This window comes from Halomonas sp. KM072 (assembly GCF_050710315.1).
In the GTDB taxonomy this organism is placed as follows: Bacteria; Pseudomonadota; Gammaproteobacteria; order Pseudomonadales; family Halomonadaceae; genus Vreelandella; species Vreelandella hamiltonii.
Genome location: NZ_CP136132.1, coordinates 1090154 through 1109780 on the forward strand (window position 1 = coordinate 1090154; position 19627 = coordinate 1109780).

General features: G+C 61.2%; 16 protein-coding genes and 1 pseudogene. 10 read left to right on the top strand and 7 right to left on the bottom strand.

The features are described 5' to 3' along the window. The first annotated feature begins 7 nt into the window (after nt 1-7). Nucleotides 8-832 carry a pyridoxine 5'-phosphate synthase gene (pdxJ, locus tag RVM26_RS05120; protein WP_287808412.1) on the top strand — a complete coding sequence of 275 codons (825 nt, stop codon included), beginning with the start codon at nt 8-10 and terminating at the stop codon, nt 830-832. Continuing rightward, a complete protein-coding gene (acpS, locus tag RVM26_RS05125; RefSeq protein WP_096923133.1) occupies nt 833-1210 on the top strand; it encodes a holo-ACP synthase in 378 nt (125 codons plus the stop codon). It abuts the gene before it with no gap. 30 nt (nt 1211-1240) lie between these two features. Here the strand turns inward: acpS and RVM26_RS05130 are convergent, their stop codons facing one another. Next, entirely contained in the window at nt 1241-3985 is a 2745-nt protein-coding gene (locus tag RVM26_RS05130) for an ATP-binding protein (RefSeq protein ID WP_287808410.1), read from the bottom strand. Nucleotides 3986-4076: 91 nt separating this feature from the next. On the opposite strand from RVM26_RS05130, the gene cysM reads away from it, so the two are divergent. From cysM to RVM26_RS05170, 8 genes and pseudogenes are all read left to right on the top strand, one after another. After that, nucleotides 4077-4973, top strand: a complete 897-nt coding sequence (gene cysM, locus RVM26_RS05135; protein WP_287808409.1) for a cysteine synthase CysM — start codon at nt 4077-4079, stop codon at nt 4971-4973. After that, on the top strand, nt 4974-6413 hold the full coding sequence (locus RVM26_RS05140; protein WP_287808408.1) for a TRAM domain-containing protein: 1440 nt from the start codon (nt 4974-4976) through the stop codon (nt 6411-6413). A gap of 46 nt (nt 6414-6459) precedes the next feature. Continuing rightward, nucleotides 6460-8736: a RelA/SpoT family protein gene (relA, locus tag RVM26_RS05145; protein ID WP_498941246.1), complete on the top strand. Its 2277-nt coding sequence runs from the start codon at nt 6460-6462 to the stop codon at nt 8734-8736. Then, nucleotides 8736-9563, top strand: a complete 828-nt coding sequence (gene mazG / locus RVM26_RS05150) for a nucleoside triphosphate pyrophosphohydrolase (protein ID WP_498941248.1) — start codon at nt 8736-8738, stop codon at nt 9561-9563. Before relA ends, mazG begins: the two co-directional genes overlap by 1 nt. Nucleotides 9564-9605: 42 nt before the next feature. Then, nucleotides 9606-12254 (top strand): phosphoenolpyruvate carboxylase, encoded by a 2649-nt coding sequence (gene ppc / locus RVM26_RS05155; RefSeq protein WP_498941250.1) that lies wholly within the window; start codon nt 9606-9608, stop codon nt 12252-12254. 169 nt (nt 12255-12423) lie between these two features. Beyond that, nucleotides 12424-12528 (top strand): annotated as a pseudogene (locus tag RVM26_RS05160) (DUF924 family protein); the annotation flags it as partial. 26 nt (nt 12529-12554) lie between these two features. Then, on the top strand, nt 12555-13631 hold the full coding sequence (gene rluF, locus RVM26_RS05165; RefSeq protein WP_287808404.1) for a 23S rRNA pseudouridine(2604) synthase RluF: 1077 nt from the start codon (nt 12555-12557) through the stop codon (nt 13629-13631). A gap of 6 nt (nt 13632-13637) precedes the next feature. Then, nucleotides 13638-13940 (top strand): DUF1294 domain-containing protein, encoded by a 303-nt coding sequence (locus RVM26_RS05170; RefSeq protein WP_287808403.1) that lies wholly within the window; start codon nt 13638-13640, stop codon nt 13938-13940. On the opposite strand, the gene RVM26_RS05175 is transcribed toward RVM26_RS05170, so the two are convergent. From RVM26_RS05175 to RVM26_RS05200, 6 genes are all read right to left on the bottom strand, one after another. Then, nucleotides 13918-14592 carry an anthranilate synthase component II gene (locus RVM26_RS05175; RefSeq protein WP_096923128.1) on the bottom strand — a complete coding sequence of 225 codons (675 nt, stop codon included), beginning with the start codon at nt 14590-14592 and terminating at the stop codon, nt 13918-13920. The two genes, RVM26_RS05170 and RVM26_RS05175, sit on opposite strands and share 23 nt — an antisense overlap. Next, entirely contained in the window at nt 14589-16010 is a 1422-nt protein-coding gene (locus RVM26_RS05180) for an anthranilate synthase component I family protein (protein ID WP_498941253.1), read from the bottom strand. Before RVM26_RS05180 ends, RVM26_RS05175 begins: the two co-directional genes overlap by 4 nt. Continuing rightward, nucleotides 16007-16276: a Trp family transcriptional regulator gene (locus RVM26_RS05185; RefSeq protein ID WP_016913604.1), complete on the bottom strand. Its 270-nt coding sequence runs from the start codon at nt 16274-16276 to the stop codon at nt 16007-16009. The genes RVM26_RS05180 and RVM26_RS05185 overlap by 4 nt, the downstream gene beginning before the upstream one ends. A gap of 115 nt (nt 16277-16391) precedes the next feature. Further along, nucleotides 16392-16958 carry a hypothetical protein gene (locus tag RVM26_RS05190; protein WP_498941255.1) on the bottom strand — a complete coding sequence of 189 codons (567 nt, stop codon included), beginning with the start codon at nt 16956-16958 and terminating at the stop codon, nt 16392-16394. A 77-nt stretch (nt 16959-17035) separates the two neighbouring features. After that, nucleotides 17036-17848, bottom strand: coding sequence for a class I SAM-dependent methyltransferase (locus RVM26_RS05195; protein WP_081137159.1), 813 nt, complete (start codon nt 17846-17848; stop codon nt 17036-17038). 5 nt (nt 17849-17853) lie between these two features. Continuing rightward, entirely contained in the window at nt 17854-19566 is a 1713-nt protein-coding gene (locus tag RVM26_RS05200) for an AMP-binding protein (RefSeq protein ID WP_498941258.1), read from the bottom strand. Between the last annotated feature and the right edge of the window lie 61 nt (nt 19567-19627).

Here is a 19627-nt window from a genome sequence, read left to right on the forward strand (position 1 = left end):
AGTCACGATGCATCCTCCTCGTATTCTACTGGGTGTCAACATCGATCACGTCGCCACCCTGCGCCAAGCACGGGGCACCCGTTACCCGGACCCCGTTCAGGCAGCGCTGTTGGCCGAAGAGGCCGGTGCCGATGGCATCACGGTTCACCTGCGTGAAGACCGCCGTCATATCCAGCCCCGCGACGTACGCCTGCTGGCCGAGATGCTCAACACGCGCATGAACCTCGAAATGGCCGTGACCGAAGAGATGCTGGTCCTGGCCGAAGAAGTGCGGCCTGCCCACGTTTGCCTGGTGCCGGAAAAGCGCGAAGAGCTGACCACGGAAGGTGGCCTGGACGTGGTGGGTGGGTTCGAACAGATTGCCGCTGCCTGCCAGCGTCTGGCAGCCGCGGGCTGTGACGTATCGCTGTTCATCGATCCCGATGAGTCCCAGATCGACGCGGCCAAGCGCGCTGGAGCGCCCACCATCGAACTGCACACCGGTGCCTATGCCGAAGCTCGGCCGGGCAGCGAAACGGCCAACGCCGAGTATGACCGCCTGAGCTCGGCAGCGGTCCATGCCGTCTCGCTTGGGCTGGTGGTCAATGCCGGGCACGGGCTGCACTACCACAACGTGGAAGCCATTGCTGCCTTACCCGGTGTCAACGAGCTGAACATCGGTCACGCGATCATTGCGCGCGCCCTTTTTGTGGGCCTGAAAGAGGCCATTCAGGAAATGAAGCGGCTGATAATTGCTGGCCAGGAGGCGGGCCTGATGGCCGCGTTGGATGCCCATGAGCACGAGCACGCGCATGACGAGCATGATGGTCATCACGGCTGCTGCGGGCATTGAATGATCGTTGGCATCGGTTCTGATATTGCTCGCGTTGCTCGGTTTAGCCAGGCCCTGGAGCGCCACGGCGAGCGTTTTGCCGAACGCATTCTGGGCCAGCAAGAGCAGCAGGTATGGCGGGCCAAAGGCTGCCCGGTGGCTTATCTGGCCAAGCGCTTCGCGGCCAAGGAAGCCTTCGTGAAAGCCTTGGGCCTTGGCTTGCGCCAGGGCATGCAGTGGGGAGACATCCAGGTGCTTAACGACGCGCTGGGCAAGCCCGGATTACACCTGCATGGTGAGGCCCAGCGGCTCTTCGCAGCCAGCGGCGCCGCCACGGCGCACATTACCCTCAGTGACGAAGCCGAGTATGCTGTGGCATTCGTGGTGCTGGAGCGCTGATCGCCCCAATCACATGCCGTTTCTCCTTGTTTACTCCAGTAAGCCATCGCGGTATTGGGCAAGTCGCGTCATGGCGGCGTAAAGCTCTTCCAGCAGCGTATCGACATGGCGTAGCCCGCTGGTGCGTAGCCGAGTTTCCAGGGTTTCCACCAGCAGGGCCAACTCGGGTGCACCGCAGTAGCGGCTGGCCCCGTTCAGCCCGTGCACCCAGTCCAGCAGTTCGTTCAGTTCGTCTGCCTGGAAAGCCTCGCGCATTTGTCGTTCGTGCTCTTCCAGGCTGTCGATCAGCCTGACCAACTGCTGCTTGGCCAATGATGTCTTGCCGCCTGCCAAGCGCGTCCCCAGGGTGAGATCCACGGCAGGCAGGGCGCTGGGCAATGCCAAGGGTTCTGCCAAGGGTTCTGGTGTGGCCGGTGGGGTATCTGCCTCAGTAGAAGTTGGCGTGATGTCTTGATGCCCCGGGTCGGGCGTAATACCCAGAAACCGCTGCATGAGCTGCTGCAACTGTACGTCATTGATGGGTTTGATCAACACATCGTCCAGCCCTTCACTCAGCCACTGCTGGCGTTCGTTATTCAGTACGTGGGCGGTGACCGCGATGATGGGGCAGCGTGCCCAGCTGCCGTTGACGCGACGCAGCGCTTTGGTGGTTTCGATGCCGTTCATGTCGGGCATGCGAATATCCATCAGTACCATGTCGGCGGTATGCTGGCGCGCGAACTCCAATGCTTCTCTGCCGCTGGCAGCCAAGACGATGCGCAGCGTGCTGCTCTCCAGCATGGCCTTGAGCAGCTCACGGTTGGCAGTGTTGTCGTCAACGATCAGCAGCGTCAAAGGGGCGCCTTGGGCAGGCTTGTTGGCAAGCTCCAGGGGTTTTGGCTCCTGACCCGCTGGCAGTACCGTGGGCTGCAGCAAGCGTCGTACCATCGTGACCAGTTGGGCGCGGGTGAAGGGCTTGCAGAGCAGGTCACCGCCATGGGGAAGGTCCCAGTGGGGCAGTTCAAAGCTGGTGGTGTTGGCCAGAATGATGACTGGGCAGGGGGTCTGGGCAATGATGTTCTGCCAATAGCCCTTACGTTCGCCGCCAAAATCATCGTGTTCGAGGCTGACCATCAGCAGTGCCTCATTGCCGGCATCGATGAACGATACAGGGCGAGCGCCCCAGCGTTCCAGCAAGTGTTCCAGCACGTTTCGAGTGGGCAAGTGAGGTTCGTGCAAGCGCACGATCGGATTGTCCAGCACGAGTTCTGGAGGGCGCTCGTCTGCCTGATGGGCGAGCAGGGGGAGCGTAAACGAAAAAGTCGACCCTCTGCCCAACTCGCTTTCGACTCCAATCTCGCCGCCCATGCGTTGAATCAGCTGGCGGCAGATCGACAGGCCCAGACCGCTGCCTCCAAACTGTCGGGAGTGGCTGGGCTCTGCCTGAGAGAAGGCGCTGAACAGCTGCTGCTGGTGTTCGTCGCTCAATCCAATACCGGTATCACTGACGCTGATGTGCAGGACGACGTGCTGACCCTCCTGGTTGTCCAGCATGACGCGCACGATCACATCGCCCTCATTGGTGAATTTGAGGGCATTGCCCAGCAGGTTGTTCAGCACCTGATGGATGCGTAGCGGGTCACCGCATAGCGGGGTCGGCACGTCGTCATACACCATGGCGACCAGGTTGAGCTGCTTGCGCTGCGCTTCTGGGGCATGCAAGCCAATCACTTCATCGACCAGCGCCACGATATCCACGTCCACTTCTTCCAGTGTCAGGCGGTCTGCTTCCAGTTTCGAGAAATCCAGCACGTCGTTGACCAGCATCAGCAGGTTGTCACAGGCCCGGCGTACATGGTCCAGCCACTCCTTTTGGCGGTTGTCGAGCGACGATCGGCCCAGCAGCCGACAGAAACCGATGATGCCATTGAGCGGTGTACGTATCTCATGGCTCATGTTGGCCAGAAATTCAGACTTCACGGCGTTGGCTCGCAGCGCGCTGCGGTGTGCCAGATCAAGCTTGATGTTCTGCTCTTCGATGGTCTCCATGGATTCCTGGAGTTCACTGGTGGCTTGCTCGATCTGGCTCTGCATGTTGCGCCGGGCGTGCTGGAAATACTCCGCCAGCCGATTGATATGCTGGGCCAGTTGGCGCAGCTCGATGGGGTTGGCAGGAGTGATCTGCAGGCGGTCATCGCCTCTCGACAGTCGGTAAAGTGCCTGGCTGGCTTCTTCGATGGGGCGGGTGACATAGCGGCTGATGGCAAAGGCGATCAGAAACAGCAACAGGCCCAACAGCATGCCGCCCAGGCTGAGGCTGGCAATCAGCTTGTAGCGCTCCAGCACCAGCGTGCGGATATCCATCTCGGCTTCCAGCCAGCCATTGTTCGTGCGTCCACGACCGCTCAGTGACTCGCTGGTCAGCGGTACCTGAACGCGCCACAGATCGTCTTCCATGGCGATGGTCGTCGTTTCCGGGGCGTGCAGCCGAGCCGGGGGTGGCAGCGAGGTACCCATCACCAGCAGGCGATTGCCTTGTTCATCGAAGAGGGTGACGGCTCGTAGGTGGCGCTGCTCGAGCAGTTTTCCCGCGAGACTCTCCAGGCGTTGCGAGTCGCCATCGGCCATGGCCTGGCCCAGGCTGGGAGCCAACAGCTCGCCAGTACCGACCAGCCTTTCCTCGAGTACCGCACGGCCTGTGGCGTCGGCGTGAAAGACGAACAGAAACGCCATCATGGCATACACCAACAGTGGAAAACCCAGCAGGGCAAACAGCAGGCGCGTGTTTAAAGACATGAAAGAAGCTCATCGAATCCAGAAGGTTGCCTGTCCAGGCATGGGCAGCACCGATATAATGCAGCATAACGGTTACGATAAGGAATGTGTGATGAATTATCCCACGCTTGAAGATGTGGTCGGCAACACACCGCTGGTACGTCTGAAAAGAATCACGGCAGGCCGCAACAATACGCTGCTGGCCAAGCTGGAGGGCAACAACCCGGCAGGCTCGGTCAAGGACCGCCCAGCGCTGTCGATGCTCAGCGAAGCAGAAGCCCGTGGTGACATTCGTCCCGGTGATACGCTGATCGAGGCGACCTCGGGCAATACCGGCATTGCGCTGGCCATGGCGGCCGCCATCAAGGGTTACAAGATGGTGCTGGTCATGCCTGAAAATGCTTCCGCCGAGCGCAAGCAAGCCATGGCGGCCTATGGCGCCAGGCTCATCTCAGCGAGCAAGGAGGGGGGCATGGAAGAGGCACGCGATATCGCCGACGCCATGATTGCCCGAGGCGAGGGCAAGCCGCTCAACCAGTTTGCCAACCCGGACAACCCGCTGGCGCATTATCGCACCACCGGCCCGGAGGTGTGGCGGCAAACCGACGGTGAGATCACACACTTCGTCAGCTCCATGGGTACTACGGGCACCATCATGGGCGTGTCACGGTATCTCAAGGAGCAGAACCCGGCGGTGCAGATCGTCGGGCTGCAGCCGGCCGATGGCGCCAGTATTCCCGGCATTCGCCGCTGGCCCCAGGAGTACCTGCCCGCCATCTTCGAAGCGCCGAGAGTCGATGTCACGCTGGACATCGCCCAGCAGGAAGCCGAAGAGCACATGCGTCGCCTGGCCCGGGAAGAGGGTATTCTGGCAGGGGTTTCATCCGGCGGCAGCCTGGCAGGTGCGCTGCGCATCGCCGAACAAACCGAAAACGCGGTTATCGTGTTCGTTGTCTGTGACCGTGGTGATCGCTATCTCTCCACGGGCTTGTTCGCCCCGGAGGTATGAATGGCCATGTTGGGTAAGCGGCGGCCTCCACGCCCCGTCTCGGGCCATTCGGGCCTGGCACGCACGCCAAGTGGGCGAGCCGCAAAAGAGCAGACTGGCGAGCTCTCCGGTGCGCCGCTGGTCGTCGAGCGGCTGGCCCATGATGGCCGAGGGGTGGCTCACAACGCTGCCGGGAAGACCGTATTCATCGACCGGGTGCTGCCCGGCGAGGAAGTGGAGGTCGCGGTCCATGTGACCCGCAAACGCTTCGATGAGGCGCATGTCAAAGCTCTGTTGACTCCCTCGCCCCTGCGCGTGACGCCGCCCTGTGCCCACTTTGGCCAGTGCGGAGGGTGCGATTTGCAGCATATGGCACTCGACACCCAGCGCCACCACAAACGTGAGGTAGTCGCTGAGCTGCTGGCACGGCAGGGCCTGGCCCATGATGCCATCGGCTTGCTCCACGGGCAGACCACGGCGTATCGCCGTCGGGCGAGGCTGGGTGTCAAGGTGGATAGCCAGGGCAAGGTGCACCTGGGGTTTCGCGCCGCCAGCACGCATCGGCTGGTAGATATCGACACCTGTCCAGTGCTGGTGCCTGCCTTGCAGGCGCTCATTGCCCCTCTGCGAGCGCTGTTGGCGAGCCTGGAAGCCCCGCGCTCGGTCGGCCACCTCGAACTGCTGGCGACCCCGGATGCGACGGTCGTGCTGGTGCGTCAGTTGAAGGCACAGCCTGACGATGAGCTGCGCTGGCAGCGTTTCGCTGAGCAGCACCAGGTACATGTCGGTGCCTGGCTGGGGCGCGAAGCGCCCCAGCTGCACTGGTATGGTGCGCCACCTTTGCTGAGAGAGCGCTTTGACATGCAGGCGCTGGGCATCGACGCCAGTACATTGCCATCCAACCTGTCGCTTGACTTTGCGCCGGGAGATTTTTTGCAGGTCAATGCCGAGGTGAACCAGCAGATGGTGGCACAAGTGGTAGGCTGGTTGGTGCCCAAGCCCGGCATGGTGCTGCTGGATCTGTTTGCCGGTATCGGCAATTTCAGCCTGCCGTTGGCCGCTGCAGGCGCTCGCGTTCATGCGGTCGAAGGGAGCCAAGGCATGGTCGAACGGCTGCGCGACAATGCCCATAACGCCCGCGATGCCGATGCAGTCCTGGCGGTCAGCGCAGAACAAGCGGATCTCAGCAATGCCGAGTCCGTGGCCAAGGTGCTGCGGCAGCACCCTGTGGATGCGCTGGTGCTGGATCCGCCGCGTAGCGGTGCCGAGGCGGTGTGTCAGGCGCTGGGCCGCCATCGCCTTGCCCGGGTCGCGTATGTCTCCTGCGACCCGGCAACCCTGGCTCGCGATGCGGCACATCTTGTGCATGCAGGGTATGCTATCAAGCACGTTGTCGTGGCCGACATGTTCGTACATACGGCGCACATGGAAACGCTGATGCTGTTTGAATATACGGGCTAGCGTGCCATTTGCAGCAAGCCGCCACCCAAAAGGATGAGTCATTGTCATGGTGAAAGTGCGTGAAGACCAGCCGCTGACAGAAAGCGGAAAGGTGGACATACAACAATGGTTAACGCGCCTTCAGGAAGATGTGCGCCTGCGTGAGCCCGAGCGCCTGCTTCAGGCCTGCGAGCTGGCCGACCAGTTGGAGCGAGAAGCTCCCCGCACCCATCGTGTGTGGCTGTCGCCAGGTTCCAGTTTTCGCATGGGCCTGGAAATGGCCGATATTCTGGCCGATCTCAAGCTCGATCAAGCCACGCTGGAAGCTGCGGTGCTGTATCGCGCCGTGCGCGAAGGGTTGCTGAGCCTCGACGCGGTGACCAAGCGCTTTGGCGATGAAGTGGCGAAGCTGATCGATGGCGTACTGCAGATGGCCGCCATCAGCTACCCCTTGGCGCCCAACCATGGCATGAGCCAGCATAACCAGCAGGAAAACCTGCGCAAAATGCTGGTCAATATGGTGGGAGATGTACGGGTCGCGTTGATCAAGATTGCCGAGCGCACCTGCGCGCTGCGTCAGGTCAAGGACGCCCCCCGGGAAAAATGCCTGCAGGTGGCCAGGGAAGTGGCCGATATCTACGCGCCGCTGGCCCACCGCCTGGGCATTGGCCAGATCAAGTGGGAGCTGGAAGATCTTTCGTTCCGCTACCTGCATGAGGACGAGTACAAGGCGATTGCCAAGCTACTGGCAGAGAAGCGCCTGGACCGCGACCGCTATATTCACGATGTGGTCGAAACCCTCAAGACCCTCATGGAAGCCCAGCATATCCATCGTTACGATGTCAGTGGCCGGGCAAAGCATATCTACTCCATCTGGCGCAAGATGAAGCGCAAGCGGATCGATTTTTCCCAGGTCCACGACGTGCGCGCCGTGCGCATTCTGGTACCCGAAGTCACTGACTGCTACACCGTGCTGGGTATCGTCCACTCCCGCTGGCACCACGTGCCCAACGAGTTCGACGACTACATCGCCAACCCCAAGAAAAACGGTTATCAGTCGCTGCACACGGCGGTCATGGGGCCGGAAAACAAGGTGCTGGAAATTCAGATCCGCACCTTCGGTATGCACGACGAGGCCGAGCTTGGGGTGTGTGCCCACTGGCGCTACAAGGGCCACGATACCAATGCCAAGAGTCGCAGCTACGAAGAAAAGATCGCCTGGCTGCGGCAGGTGCTGGAGTGGCAGGACGAAGTGGGCGGCTTTGGCGACCTGCGTGAAGGCCTCTCCAGCGATGTCGCCCCTGACCGCATCTACGTCTTTACCCCGGATGGGCACGTTATCGACCTGCCGCGTATTGCCACGCCGATCGATTTTGCTTACCGGGTGCACACCGAAATTGGCCATCGCTGCCGAGGTGCCAAGGTTAACGGTCGCATCGTCCCGCTGAACTACAAGCTGAAAACCGGCCAGCAAATCGAGATTCTCACTGCCACCAAAGGCGGCCCCAGCCGCGACTGGCTCAACCCCAGCCTGGGCTACGTACGCACCTCGCGGGCGCGGGCCAAGATCCAGGCGTGGTTCAAGTATCAGGCCCGGGACCAGAACCTGAACGAAGGGCGCACGCTGTTTGAGCGTGAAATGCGCCGCCTGGATGTGGAAGGGCTCGACCTGCCAAAACTGGCCAAGGCGGTCAATTACCAGAACGCTGACGACATGTACGCCGCGCTGGGCGCCGGTGACCTGCGGATAGGCCAGGTACTGCATCAGGCGCAGCAGCTGTTTGGCGAGACCGATGACCAGGAGCAGTTGGACCGACTGCTGGCCAAGCCTCGCCGCCAGCCCAGCAAGGCCACCAAAAGCGACATTACCGTGCTGGGCGTGGGCAACTTGAAGACCAGCATGGCCAACTGCTGCCGACCGGTGCCCGGCGAGCCGATTGTCGGCTTCATCACGCAAGGTCGTGGGGTCACCGTGCACCGTCAGGACTGCACCAATATTCTCCAATTGCGCATGGAGGAGCCTCAGCGCATTATCGAAGTGGAATGGGGCGAGCGCGCCCATACCCGCTACCCGGTGACCATCGAGATTCAGGCCTGGGACCGTTCGGGTTTGCTGCGCGATGTCACGGGCCTGCTGGGCAATGAAAAGGTCAATGTACTGGCGGTCAACACGCTGACCGATACCGACGAGGGCATTGCCCGCCTGCGCATCACCCTGGAGGTGGATGGCCTGGAGTCCCTGGGAAGGCTGTTCTCGCGTATTCAGCAGTTGCCCAACGTGACCGAGGTGCGCCGCCTGCGTAACGCCGACCCCGAAAAAAGTGCCCGTAAAGGAGGGGCCTGATGCGCTACCGCCTGGAAGACCTGTTGACGCTGATGGCCGTGCTGCGTGACCCGCAGCAGGGCTGCCCGTGGGACGTCAAGCAGCACTGGGACACCATCGTGCCGCATACCCTGGAAGAAGCCTACGAAGTTGCCGATGCCATCGAGCGGCGTGCTTTCGATGAGCTGCCCGGAGAGCTGGGGGACCTGCTGTTTCAAGTGGTCTATTACGCCCAGTTCGCCGTCGAGGAGCAGCGCTTCGATTTCCACGATATCGTCCACACGTTGACGGAAAAGATGTTGCGTCGCCATCCGCATGTGTTTCCAGAGGGGACGCTGGCGTCTCGCCGCCCGCCTGGCATGAGCGCAGACGCCGTCAAAACCCAGCAGGTCAACAGCCGCTGGGAAGCGCTCAAGGCCGAAGAGCGCGCGCAGCGCAGCGTAGAAGAGGTATCGGTGCTCGACGATGTACCGCGTAACCTGCCTGCGCTGAGCAGGGCGACCAAACTCTCCAAGCGTGCCGCCCGAGTGGGTTTCGACTGGCCCGATGCCCGCGGCGTGCTGGACAAGATTCGTGAAGAGCTGGCAGAGGTCGAAGAGGCGCTGGCCGCTGGCGACCGCCAGCATGCGCACGAAGAAGTGGGTGACCTGCTGTTTGCGGTCACTAACCTGGCGCGTACCCTGGGGGCCGACCCTGAGCAGTGCCTGCGCCAGACCAACAGCAAATTCGAGCGCCGCTTTCGCCATGTCGAAGGCGCACTTGCCAGGGCCGAGCGACCACTGGGTCAGGCGACCCTGGAAGAAATGGAACACCACTGGCAAGCCGCGAAAGCCCAAGAACAACGCTAATATCTCACTATATCAACGCGACCCCGCAAGGAGGCCCCGCCAATGAGCCATGATCTACACGAGTCGCTGCGCGATAATGTCCGTATTCTGGGTGACAGTCTTGGGCGTACCATCGCCGATGACTTAGGCCAGTCGTTTGTCGATAAGATTGAAACCATTCGTGCCCACGCCAAGCGCGGTCGCCAGGGCGACTCGCTTCAACAGCGCCAGCTCATCGAGTATTTGCGTCAGCTACCCGAGCGCGACCTGCTGCCGGTCACCCGTGCCTTCAACCAGTTCCTGAACCTCGCCAACATCGCCGAGCAGCATTATCGCGCCCGGTTTCGTCGCGTGGAGGATTACAAACCAGGCACCCAGCCGGTACTGGGCGAGCTGCTCAGTCGCGCCCAGCAGGCGGGCAACTCCCCGCGCAAGCTGGTCGAAACCCTGGCCAACATGCGCGTGGAGCTAGTGCTCACTGCCCACCCCACCGAAGTCATTCGCCGCACCCTGATTCAGAAGTATGACGCCATCGACGAGTGCCTGATCGCCATTGAAAGCTCCGAGGATTACCCTGAGCGTGGCGCCCGCGCTCAGGGGCGGCTGGAAGAGCTGATCAGCCAGGCCTGGCACACCGACGAGATTCGTCACGAACGTCCCACTCCGGTGGATGAGGCCAAGTGGGGCTTTGCGGTCATCGAGAACTCCCTGTGGCAGGCGGTGCCCGATTTTCACCGCGACCTGGATAGCCTGTTGCTGGAAACGGTAGGCGAGCGCCTGCCGCTGGATGCGGCGCCCATTCGCTACGCCTCGTGGATGGGGGGTGATCGCGACGGCAACCCCAATGTCACGGCGAAGGTGACCCAGGAAGTGCTGCTGCTGGGCCGTTGGATGGCCGCCGATCTCTACCTGCGGGATCTGGAGCAGCTCAAGACCGAGCTTTCCATGTGGAAGGCCAACAGCGCCTTGAAGGCCGAAGTGGGCGATGTCGCCGAGCCTTACCGGGAGCTGCTCAAGCGGCTGCTGACTAAAATGGAAGCCACCCGCGACTGGGCGAAAGCGCAGTTGGATGGCCACAACTACGACGGCGGGCCGATCATTGAAACCCGCGACCAAATCTACGCGCCGCTGCTGGCCTGCTACCGCTCGCTGTGCGATGTGGGGCTGGACACCATCGCCAACGGCGCGCTGCTGGATACCCTGCGCCGCGTAGCTGTGTTCGGCGTTACGCTGACCAAGCTCGACCTTCGCCAGGAAGCCAGCCGCCACGCCCAGGTCATGGAAGAACTCACCAGCTCGCTGGGGCTAGGTCATTATCAGGAGTGGAGCGAAACCCAGCGTCAGGAGTTTTTGCTTTCCGAGCTGGCCTCGCGCCGTCCATTGATCCCGCGCCGCTGGGAGTGTTCCGCCGAATCACGAGAAGTGCTGGATACGTTCAAGGTGATTGCCCAGGAGCATGCCGAAGCGCTGGGCACCTATATCATCTCCATGGCAGGCGAGCCTTCGGATGTACTGACCGTGGCGCTGCTCATGAAAGAGGTGGGCGGCCAGGTGACGCTGCCCATCGCGCCGCTGTTCGAGACGCTCAACGACCTGGACCACGCCGGTGCTGTCATCGATCAGCTGCTGTCGCTGCCGGGTTACCGAGCGCTCACTCAGGACCGTCAGGAAGTCATGATCGGTTACTCCGACTCTGCCAAGGATGCCGGGCAGCTGGCGGCGGCCTGGGCGCAGTACCGCGCCCAGGAAGCCCTGGTCAACGTGTGCGAGAAGCACGGCGTGGATCTGACGCTGTTCCACGGCCGCGGCGGCACCGTGGGCCGCGGGGGCGGCCCGGCCCATGCGGCGATTCTCTCTCAGCCGCCAGGGTCGGTGAACGGCAGCCTGCGGGTAACCGAGCAGGGAGAGATGATTCGCTTCAAGTTCGGCCAGCCGGACATTGCGCTGCGCTCCATGGAGATCTACGCCTGCGCGGTGCTGGAAGCCACGCTGCTCCCGCCGCCTGCACCACAACCGCACTGGCGCGAAGAGATGGACCAGCTGGCCAAGGTTGCCCACGCGGCTTATGTGGGCGTGGTGCGTGAAGACCCGAATTTCGTCCCCTATTTCCGCGCGGTGACGCCCGAGGGCGCGCTGGGCAGGCTGCCCTTGGGTTCGCGGCCCGCCAAGCGTCGCCAGGATGGCGGCGTGGAAACGCTGCGGGCGATTCCCTGGATCTTTGCCTGGACGCAGATTCGCCTGATGCTGCCCGCCTGGTTGGGCAGCGGTGAGGCCTTTGCCCGACGCCTGGAGGAGCCGGGCGGCCTGGAAGTGCTGCAAGAGATGCGCACGCAGTGGCCATTCTTTGGCACCTATCTGGACATGCTGGAGATGTTGCTGGCCAAGGCCGATGTGGCCATTGCGGCTTATTACGAGCATCGCCTGGTCGACGAGCCTGCGCTGAAGGCGTTGGGCAAGCAGCTGCGAGAACGCTTTGCGCGGCTGGAGCTGGTGGTGCTGGACATTCTTCAGCAGGAGCGGCTGCTGGAGAATACGCCGCTGATCCGTCAGGCGATTGACGTGCGTAACCCTTACATCGACCCGCTGCACGGCCTGCAAGCCGAGCTTTTGCAGCGTAACCGCGATGCCGACGGCGCGATTAGCCCGGATCTCTCCCGCGCGTTAATGGTCACCATGGCGGGTATTGCGGCTGGCCTGCGTAACACCGGCTAAGCTGAAGACAGCCCACCAGCGCCGCTACCGATGGGTGGCGGCGCTTTTCTTTATGTCCAGTGTTGGAGGCAGAAACATGACCACAGACGCTCAGGCCGTGCTGGCATTCTGGTTTCAGGAGTTGTCGCCAGCCCAGTGGTTTAAGAAAGATGCCCAAATCGACCAACAGATTATCGATCGCTTTGGGCGCTACCCGCATCGCAATGCGGTCTTAGGCCGAACCTCGACTCCGGAAGAGGTCGAGTTCCTCAAGCAGCCCGGCTCCTCTTTTTAACGTTTATTTAGGCTACATGGCGTTTTATGTCGTTACGAAAATCTACCCGTATCAATAAATACATCAGCGAAAGCGGCCTCTGCTCCCGCCGGGAGGCGGACCGCTTTGTCGAGCAGGGCAATGTGTGGATCAACGGCCGCCGGGCAACCACTGGTGACCAAGTGGTCGCGGGGGATCGGGTAAAGGTCAACGGCCAGGAGATTGAGCCGCAGGAAGAGGAGGATTTAGTACTGATCGCGCTCAACAAACCGGTGGGGATTGTCAGCACCACGGAGTCGGCAGAAAAGGACAACATCGTCGAGTTCGTCAAGCACGGCACGCGTATCTTTCCCATCGGACGGCTGGACAAGGACTCCCAAGGCCTGATCTTTCTCACCAACAATGGCGATCTGGTCAACAAGATTCTGCGCGCCAACAATCATCACGAGAAAGAGTACGTGGTGACGGTGGATAAACCGATCACCGATGAGTTCATTGCCGGTATGCAGGGCGGCGTGCCGATCCTTGGGCAGATGACCAAAAAGTGTCAGGTGGTTAAAGAGTCCACCTTTGTGTTCAATATCACGCTAGTGCAGGGGCTCAACCGCCAAATTCGCCGTATGTGCGAATACTTTGGCTACGAGGTGACGCAACTGGTGCGTACGCGCATCATGAACGTCTCGCTGAAAGGGCTGGCGCTGGGGGATTGGCGTGACCTGACGCCCAAAGAGATCGAGACCATTGTTGCCCTCACCGAAACCTCAGATGTAGCGCCTGAGAAGAAAACATCTGAGCAGAAAGCACCTGAGAAGAAAAAAATCGCCCGACCCAACTACAGTGGCGGTAGAAGTAGCGCGCAGGATAAAAAGACGGCAGCAAAACGGGCCTCTTCAGGTGCCGGCGCGGGTAACAAAGCCCGCAAGGATCCCAAGGCAAAAGGGGCCGCTGCTGGTAAGTTAGGCGGCAAAGGAGCAGTGTCAGCGGGAAGACCGGCCACTAAAGGAAAGGGGAGGCCCGGGAGCCACTCTAGCGGCAAACCGGGCGCGCGTAAGGGCGCGATAAAGGGCGGACGCCCCAGCGGGGGTAAAGCTGCCTCCGGTAAGCCGCCTTCCCGGCGCAAGTAGTTCTCCATGACAGAGATGCCAACTTATATGAGTTACCTACTGGCGTGGTATGCGACGGCCAGCGTGATTACCTACGTTCTCTATGCGTGGGATAAGTGGGCCGCGATTAAACAGCGCCAGCGGGTGAGCGAGAAAACGCTGCACTGGCTGGCGCTGCTAGGCGGTTGGCCGGGGGCGTGGTGCGCGCAGCAGCAGCTGCGCCACAAGACCCAAAAAACCGCTTTTCGGCGAGTTTTCTGGGTCACGGTGGTGCTCAACCTGGCCTGTCTGGCGGCTGTTCTGGCGCTTACGCAACCTTGGCCGAGTTGAACAGGAAGTTGGCGATCAGTTCCTTGCCGCCTTCGGTGGCAAACGACTCCGGGTGAAACTGAATGCCGTGGATGGGGTAGTCGCGGTGCTTCACGCCCATCAGCTCGAACTCGCCTGCGGCCTGCCAGGCGCTGCGCTCGGCAAAATGCTCGGCGGTCAGCGCGCCGACCGTGGCGGTCACTTCCAGGCACTCGGGTAGGGTGGTGGCGTCGGCAATCAAGGAGTGGTAGCGCATCACTTCCAATTGGTCGGGGACGCCCTGGAACACCGAGCGGTCATCGTGGTGAATGGGGCTGATCTTGCCATGCATGGGCAGCGGTGCCTTGACGACCTTGCCACCAAAGACATGCACGATTCCCTGCATGCCCAGGCACACTCCCAGCAGTGGCGTCGTCTTGCCGAGTTTTTCGATGACCTCGGCACACACCCCGAAGTAGCGCGGGTCGTCCGGCGAGCCCGGCCCCGGCGAAATGATGATGCGGTCCGGGGCCATGGCCTCGATGGCCTTGAAGTCGATCTGGTTGTTCCGCTTCACCACGATCTCGAAATGCGGCAGCTCCCCGCGATTCTTTTCGGCAGTGAGAATTTCACCGATGAACTGGTAGAGGTTGTAGGTGAACGAGTCGTAGTTGTCGATGATCAGCACCTTCATGCGGGGCTCTCCGTTTCCGTGCTCATAAAGGGGGCTAGCGCCTTGCGGGTACCGGCGAATTTGCGGCGAATCTCTTCGTACTCATCCTCGGCGTTGCTGTCGTACACGTTGCCGCCACAGGTTTGCACGTAGGCGCGCTCGCCGTTGACAAACACCGTACGGATGGGGATCGCAAAGGTGCAGTCGCCGTTGAAGGAGAACTGACCCACCGCGCCGCCGTAGGGGCCGCGACCGTCGGTTTCCAGGTCGTCGATGATCTTCATGGCCTCGATCTTGGGAGCGCCGGTCAGCGTTCCGGCAGGAAAGTTGCTGGCCAGGGCGGAGAACATGTCTTCGCCTTCGGCGATGATGCCGACGATCTCGCTGGAGATGTGCTGTACATGGCTGAACCGCTTGATGTCCATCAGGCTGCGTACCTTCACCGTTCCAAACTGGGCCACGCGGCCGATGTCGTTGCGGTGCAGGTCCACGATCATATTGTGCTCGGCGATCTCCTTCGGGTCGTTGAGCAGTGCGCGGGCCAACTGCGTGTCTTCCTGGGGGGTCTGGCCACGGAGCGTGGTGCCCGCTAGCGGGAAGGTTTCCATTTCGCCCTGGCGCAAGCGAAACAGCAGTTCGGGGCTGGCGCCGATCAGCTTCTGTTCACCGAATTTGACGTAATACATCTGCGGTGACGGGTTGATGGTGCGCAGCTGGTCATAGAGCGCCAGGGTATCGCCCTGGATGCGAAAGCGCTTCTTGAATCCCACTTCACACTGGAACACCTTGCCGTCGATGATGTCCTGCTTCACTTTGGCCACGGCTTCGGCATGCTGGGTCTTGCTCATGGTGTCGCCCAGCGCGGTAATGCTGAGCGCCCCGGCAGGCTCGTCTGCTGCTTCGATCAGTGTCTGCAGAAAATCATAGCGGCTGTTGTCGTAGTAAAAGTAGGTGACTTCCCCGGTCATCTTGTCGAGGATCAAGCCATCCTTGTAAAGCCCGAAGCGGAAGGTATCGAAGTCGTTGCTGGCTTTCAGCGTCAGCGAAGGCTCGAAGTATTGCATGGCGTCGTAGCCCAGATAGCCGCTGAGGCCGCCGGCGTACTTGCGGGAAATGATGTTCTGCGGAATCAGACTGCGCAGCAGCTCGTAGGGGTTCTCGCTGGTGTATTGCTCGGCCTGACCGTCGCGGTTTTCGATGGTCAGCGTGTGGCCATTGGCGTACAGCGTATATTCGGGGTCGAAGCCAATGATCGAGTGGCGCGCCATATGGCTATCTTCGCCCAGCGACTCCAGCATGTAGCAGGTGTCGAAGCGGCGCTCGATTTTCTGAAACAGGGCGAAGAAGTCGCAGTCTGCCGCCAGCGTCACGTAGTGCGGTTTACGGGGCAGTGTAAACGGCGTTGGGCCAGTGGTGTTGGCCTGAGTGTGAGTGCTCATAAAGGGTCGTTCCGTGATGAAGATGACTGGTTCAGTGCGCGAGAGCCCCTGGATACCGTGGCAATACCGACCCCGAGGGTGTCGGCAATCTTGCGGTGGGGCACCCCTTCGTTGAGCAGCTTGAAAATCTGCAGACGCTTGCTGATTTCCTGGTACTCCGCTGGCGTCAGCAGGCTGGCCAGCGCAGCGTCCATGGCCTCGGGGGTCTCGATGGCCACCAGATGGCGTACCAGCTCAGCCTGATAGTGTGACGGAGAGAGGGTCATGAGTGAGTCACCAGCGGTCGATGAAAATCGTGTTAATGTACTAGTACGCTAGTACATTAACACGAATAAGCGCAGGGTCAAGAGACATCTCGGCTGGCAGCATCGAAAACCGGGATTAAAACGGCAGGTGTAGCGAAGCGCTGAGCATATTGAGGTGGCTGAGCGTGGGCGTGTCGATACGCTCGTACTCGAAACGGCTGATTAACCGGTTGACGGTCATGGTGGCGCCGAAGCCTTGCAGCAGCGCGGTGCCGCCATCATCGGCATGGGGCTGGTACGCTTCACCCCGCCACTCGGTGAAGCCGGATTTGGCATAAACGCTGACGGCGCCCATGCGCACGCCTGCCACCAGGGAGCCACCCAGGCTCAGGGTATCCATGAGCAGCGGGCTCACCTGGGACGTAATGGGGACTTCTTCACTTTCGCGATAGGCGATCTCGGCACCGATATCCAGCCGTGGCAGCCGTTCGGGGCTGAAGCCTGCGGTCAGCCGAAAGCCGGTGGTGTTGGTGTCGAGGCTGCTCAGGTCGCTGCCTTCCAGCACCACGCCGTTATCCAGCCGAATCCACTCACCGTCGGGCGCTGCATACGCCAGCAATACCGTGTCGTCACTCGCCAGGGCGGTGGCGAAGGGCGCAGCGCTCACCAGCGTCAGGAGCAGGGTGCTTGCCAGGCGGTTCATTGGCGTTCCTCTTGTCCTTGATCGTGACCTTATCGTTATGCAGGCGGGTCGCAGTTTATCGAGTCAACCGTTACAGGTTAGCAACGGGCGCTGATTTCCACCACGTTAATTGCCTGTTGAGCGAGATTTTCCAGCAGGTGCTTGCCCATGGCCAGAAAGCGCTCGCCAAATACCCACTGGGGCGAGACGACCGCAGGCTGGGCGGTCTGCTCCTTTTGGCGTTGACGCTGGCGCCACGCCAGGGCGGTCTGGCTCCAATCCTCGTGGTGTTGCAAGGTGAAGCCTTGCCGTTGCAGCAGGGTAGTCAATGCCTCCAGGCTGAGCAGGTGCGAATGTTCGGGCCCTTCCGCCCAGGGCACCGGGAAGCGCAGCGCTGCCTGGTTCGAGCCGCCCACCACTTCGTGCATCACCAGCTGCCCGCCGGGGCGCAGCACTCGGCGGCACTGGGCCAGCACGCTTTCCGGGTCAGGCATGTTCATCAGGCTGTGCTGAAACACCACCGCATCGAAGCTCGCGTCGGTAAACGGCAGAGCGCTGGCATTTCCCGTCACCCAACGCAATTTGCCGCCCATGGGGGTGGGCGTGAGTTGGCTGATGGCCCGGTTGAGCGCGCTGAAGCGGTGGGTGATATCCAGCCCGGTCATGTGCAGGCCCATGGCCGCGCCCTGGCGCATCAGCCCGCCCAGCCCGGCACCGATGTCCAGCACCTGGCTTTGCGGCTCGATCAGGGCCAACAGCCTGGCCGAGGCGGCCAAGCCACCGATATGCAGTTGGTCCAGTGGGGCGAGCTGGTGCAGCGTCGGACCCTCAGGATAATGGCTGCGCAACTGCTGGAGAATCTCCTGGTCGCGCAGCCCCTGATCGTAGTGATGCGCCAGGGGCTTTGCCATGGCGGCTACTTCTGCTCGTCCAGGCCCAGTTCTTCTATCGAGATTTCGCGCATCTTGAACTTCTGGATCTTGCCGGTGACGGTCATGGGAAACGCATCCACGAACTTGAAGTAGCGTGGGATCTTGAAGTGAGTGATCTTGCCCTTGCAGTATTCGCGCAGGTCTTCACCGGTGATCTCGCCCGCGGTGGCGTTGAGCTTCACCCAGGCGATCAGCTCTTCGCCATACTTCTTGTCGGGTACGCCGGTGACCTGGACTTCGGAAATGGCCGGGTGGGCGTACAGAAACTCTTCGATCTCTTTCGGGTAGACGTTTTCACCGCCGCGAATCACCATGTCCTTGATACGCCCCACGATCTGGATGTAGCCCTCGTCATCCATGGTGGCCAGGTCGCCGGTATGCATCCAGCCTGCCTCGTCGATGGCTTCGGCGGTGGCTTTGTCGTTGTTCCAGTACTTGAGCATCACGCTATAGCCACGGGTGCACAGCTCGCCGATTTCTCCACGGGGCAGAATGCCGCCATTGCCTGGGTCGACGATCTTGCTTTCCAGGTGGGGCTGGGTGCGGCCCACGGTGGAAACGCGCTTGTCGATGGTGTCGTTGGCGCCGGTCTGTGTCGATACCGGGCTGGTCTCGGTCATGCCGTAGGCAATCTGCACGCCCTTCATGTTCATCTTGTCGATGACCTGCTTCATGATTTCGGCAGGGCAGATGGAGCCAGCCATGATCCCGGTACGCAGCGAGGAAAAGTCGGTCGACGCAAAGTCGGGGTGTTCGAGCTCGGCAATGAACATGGTGGGCACACCGTAGAGGGCGGTGGCTTTCTGCTCATGGACGGCTTTCAGGACTTTACCGGGGTCGAAGCCTTCGTCCGGGTAGATCATGGCGGCCCCATGGGTCATGCAGCCCAGGTTGCCCATGACCATGCCGAAGCAGTGGTAGAGCGGCACGGGGATCACCAGCCGGTCGGCGCTGGTAAAGCCCATGCTCTCTGCCACGAAAAAGCCGTTGTTGAGAATGTTGTGGTGGGAGAGCGTGGCCCCCTTGGGAAACCCCGTGGTGCCGGAGGTGTATTGAATGTTGATCGGGTCGTCGAACTGCAGGGTGGCCTGCAGGTCGTCCACTTCGGTCTGGCTGACGGTGTCGGCCTGGCCAATGAAGTCGGCCCAGCGCCACATGCCGCTGTGCTTCTCGTCGCTGAGGTTGATGATGCACTGCAGCTGCGGCAGCTTATGGGAGTCCAGCGCCCCTTCGGCGCAGTGGTTCAGCTCGGGGGCCAGCTCGTACAGCATGGCGGTGTAGTTGGAGCTCTTGAACTGGTGGGCGGTGATCAAAAAGCGTGCACCGGATTGGTTGAGCGCGTACTCCAGCTCGTGAGTCCGGTAAGAGGGGTTGATGTTGACCAGAATGGCACCGATCTTGGCGGTGGCAAACTGGCTCAGCGTCCACTCACTGCAGTTGGGTGCCCAGATGCCGACCCGGTCGCCTTTCTTGACCCCCATGGCGAGCAGGGCCCTAGCGCAGCGATTCACCTCCCGCTGCAGTTCTCGGTAGCTCCAGTGAATGTTCTGGTGAAGTGCGATCAACGCGTCGTTGTCCGGGTATTGGGCGGCAATCTGGTCGAACTTGTCGCCAATGGTCATGCCCAGCAAGGGTTTGTCGGCGGTGCTGCTGGTGTAACTGGGCAGGGCGCTGGAAAGCGGTGCAGATGATGCCATGGTGAGTCTCTCCGAAATCTTTTTGTTGTCTGAACGGGAAGTGAAGCGTTTTTAATTATTA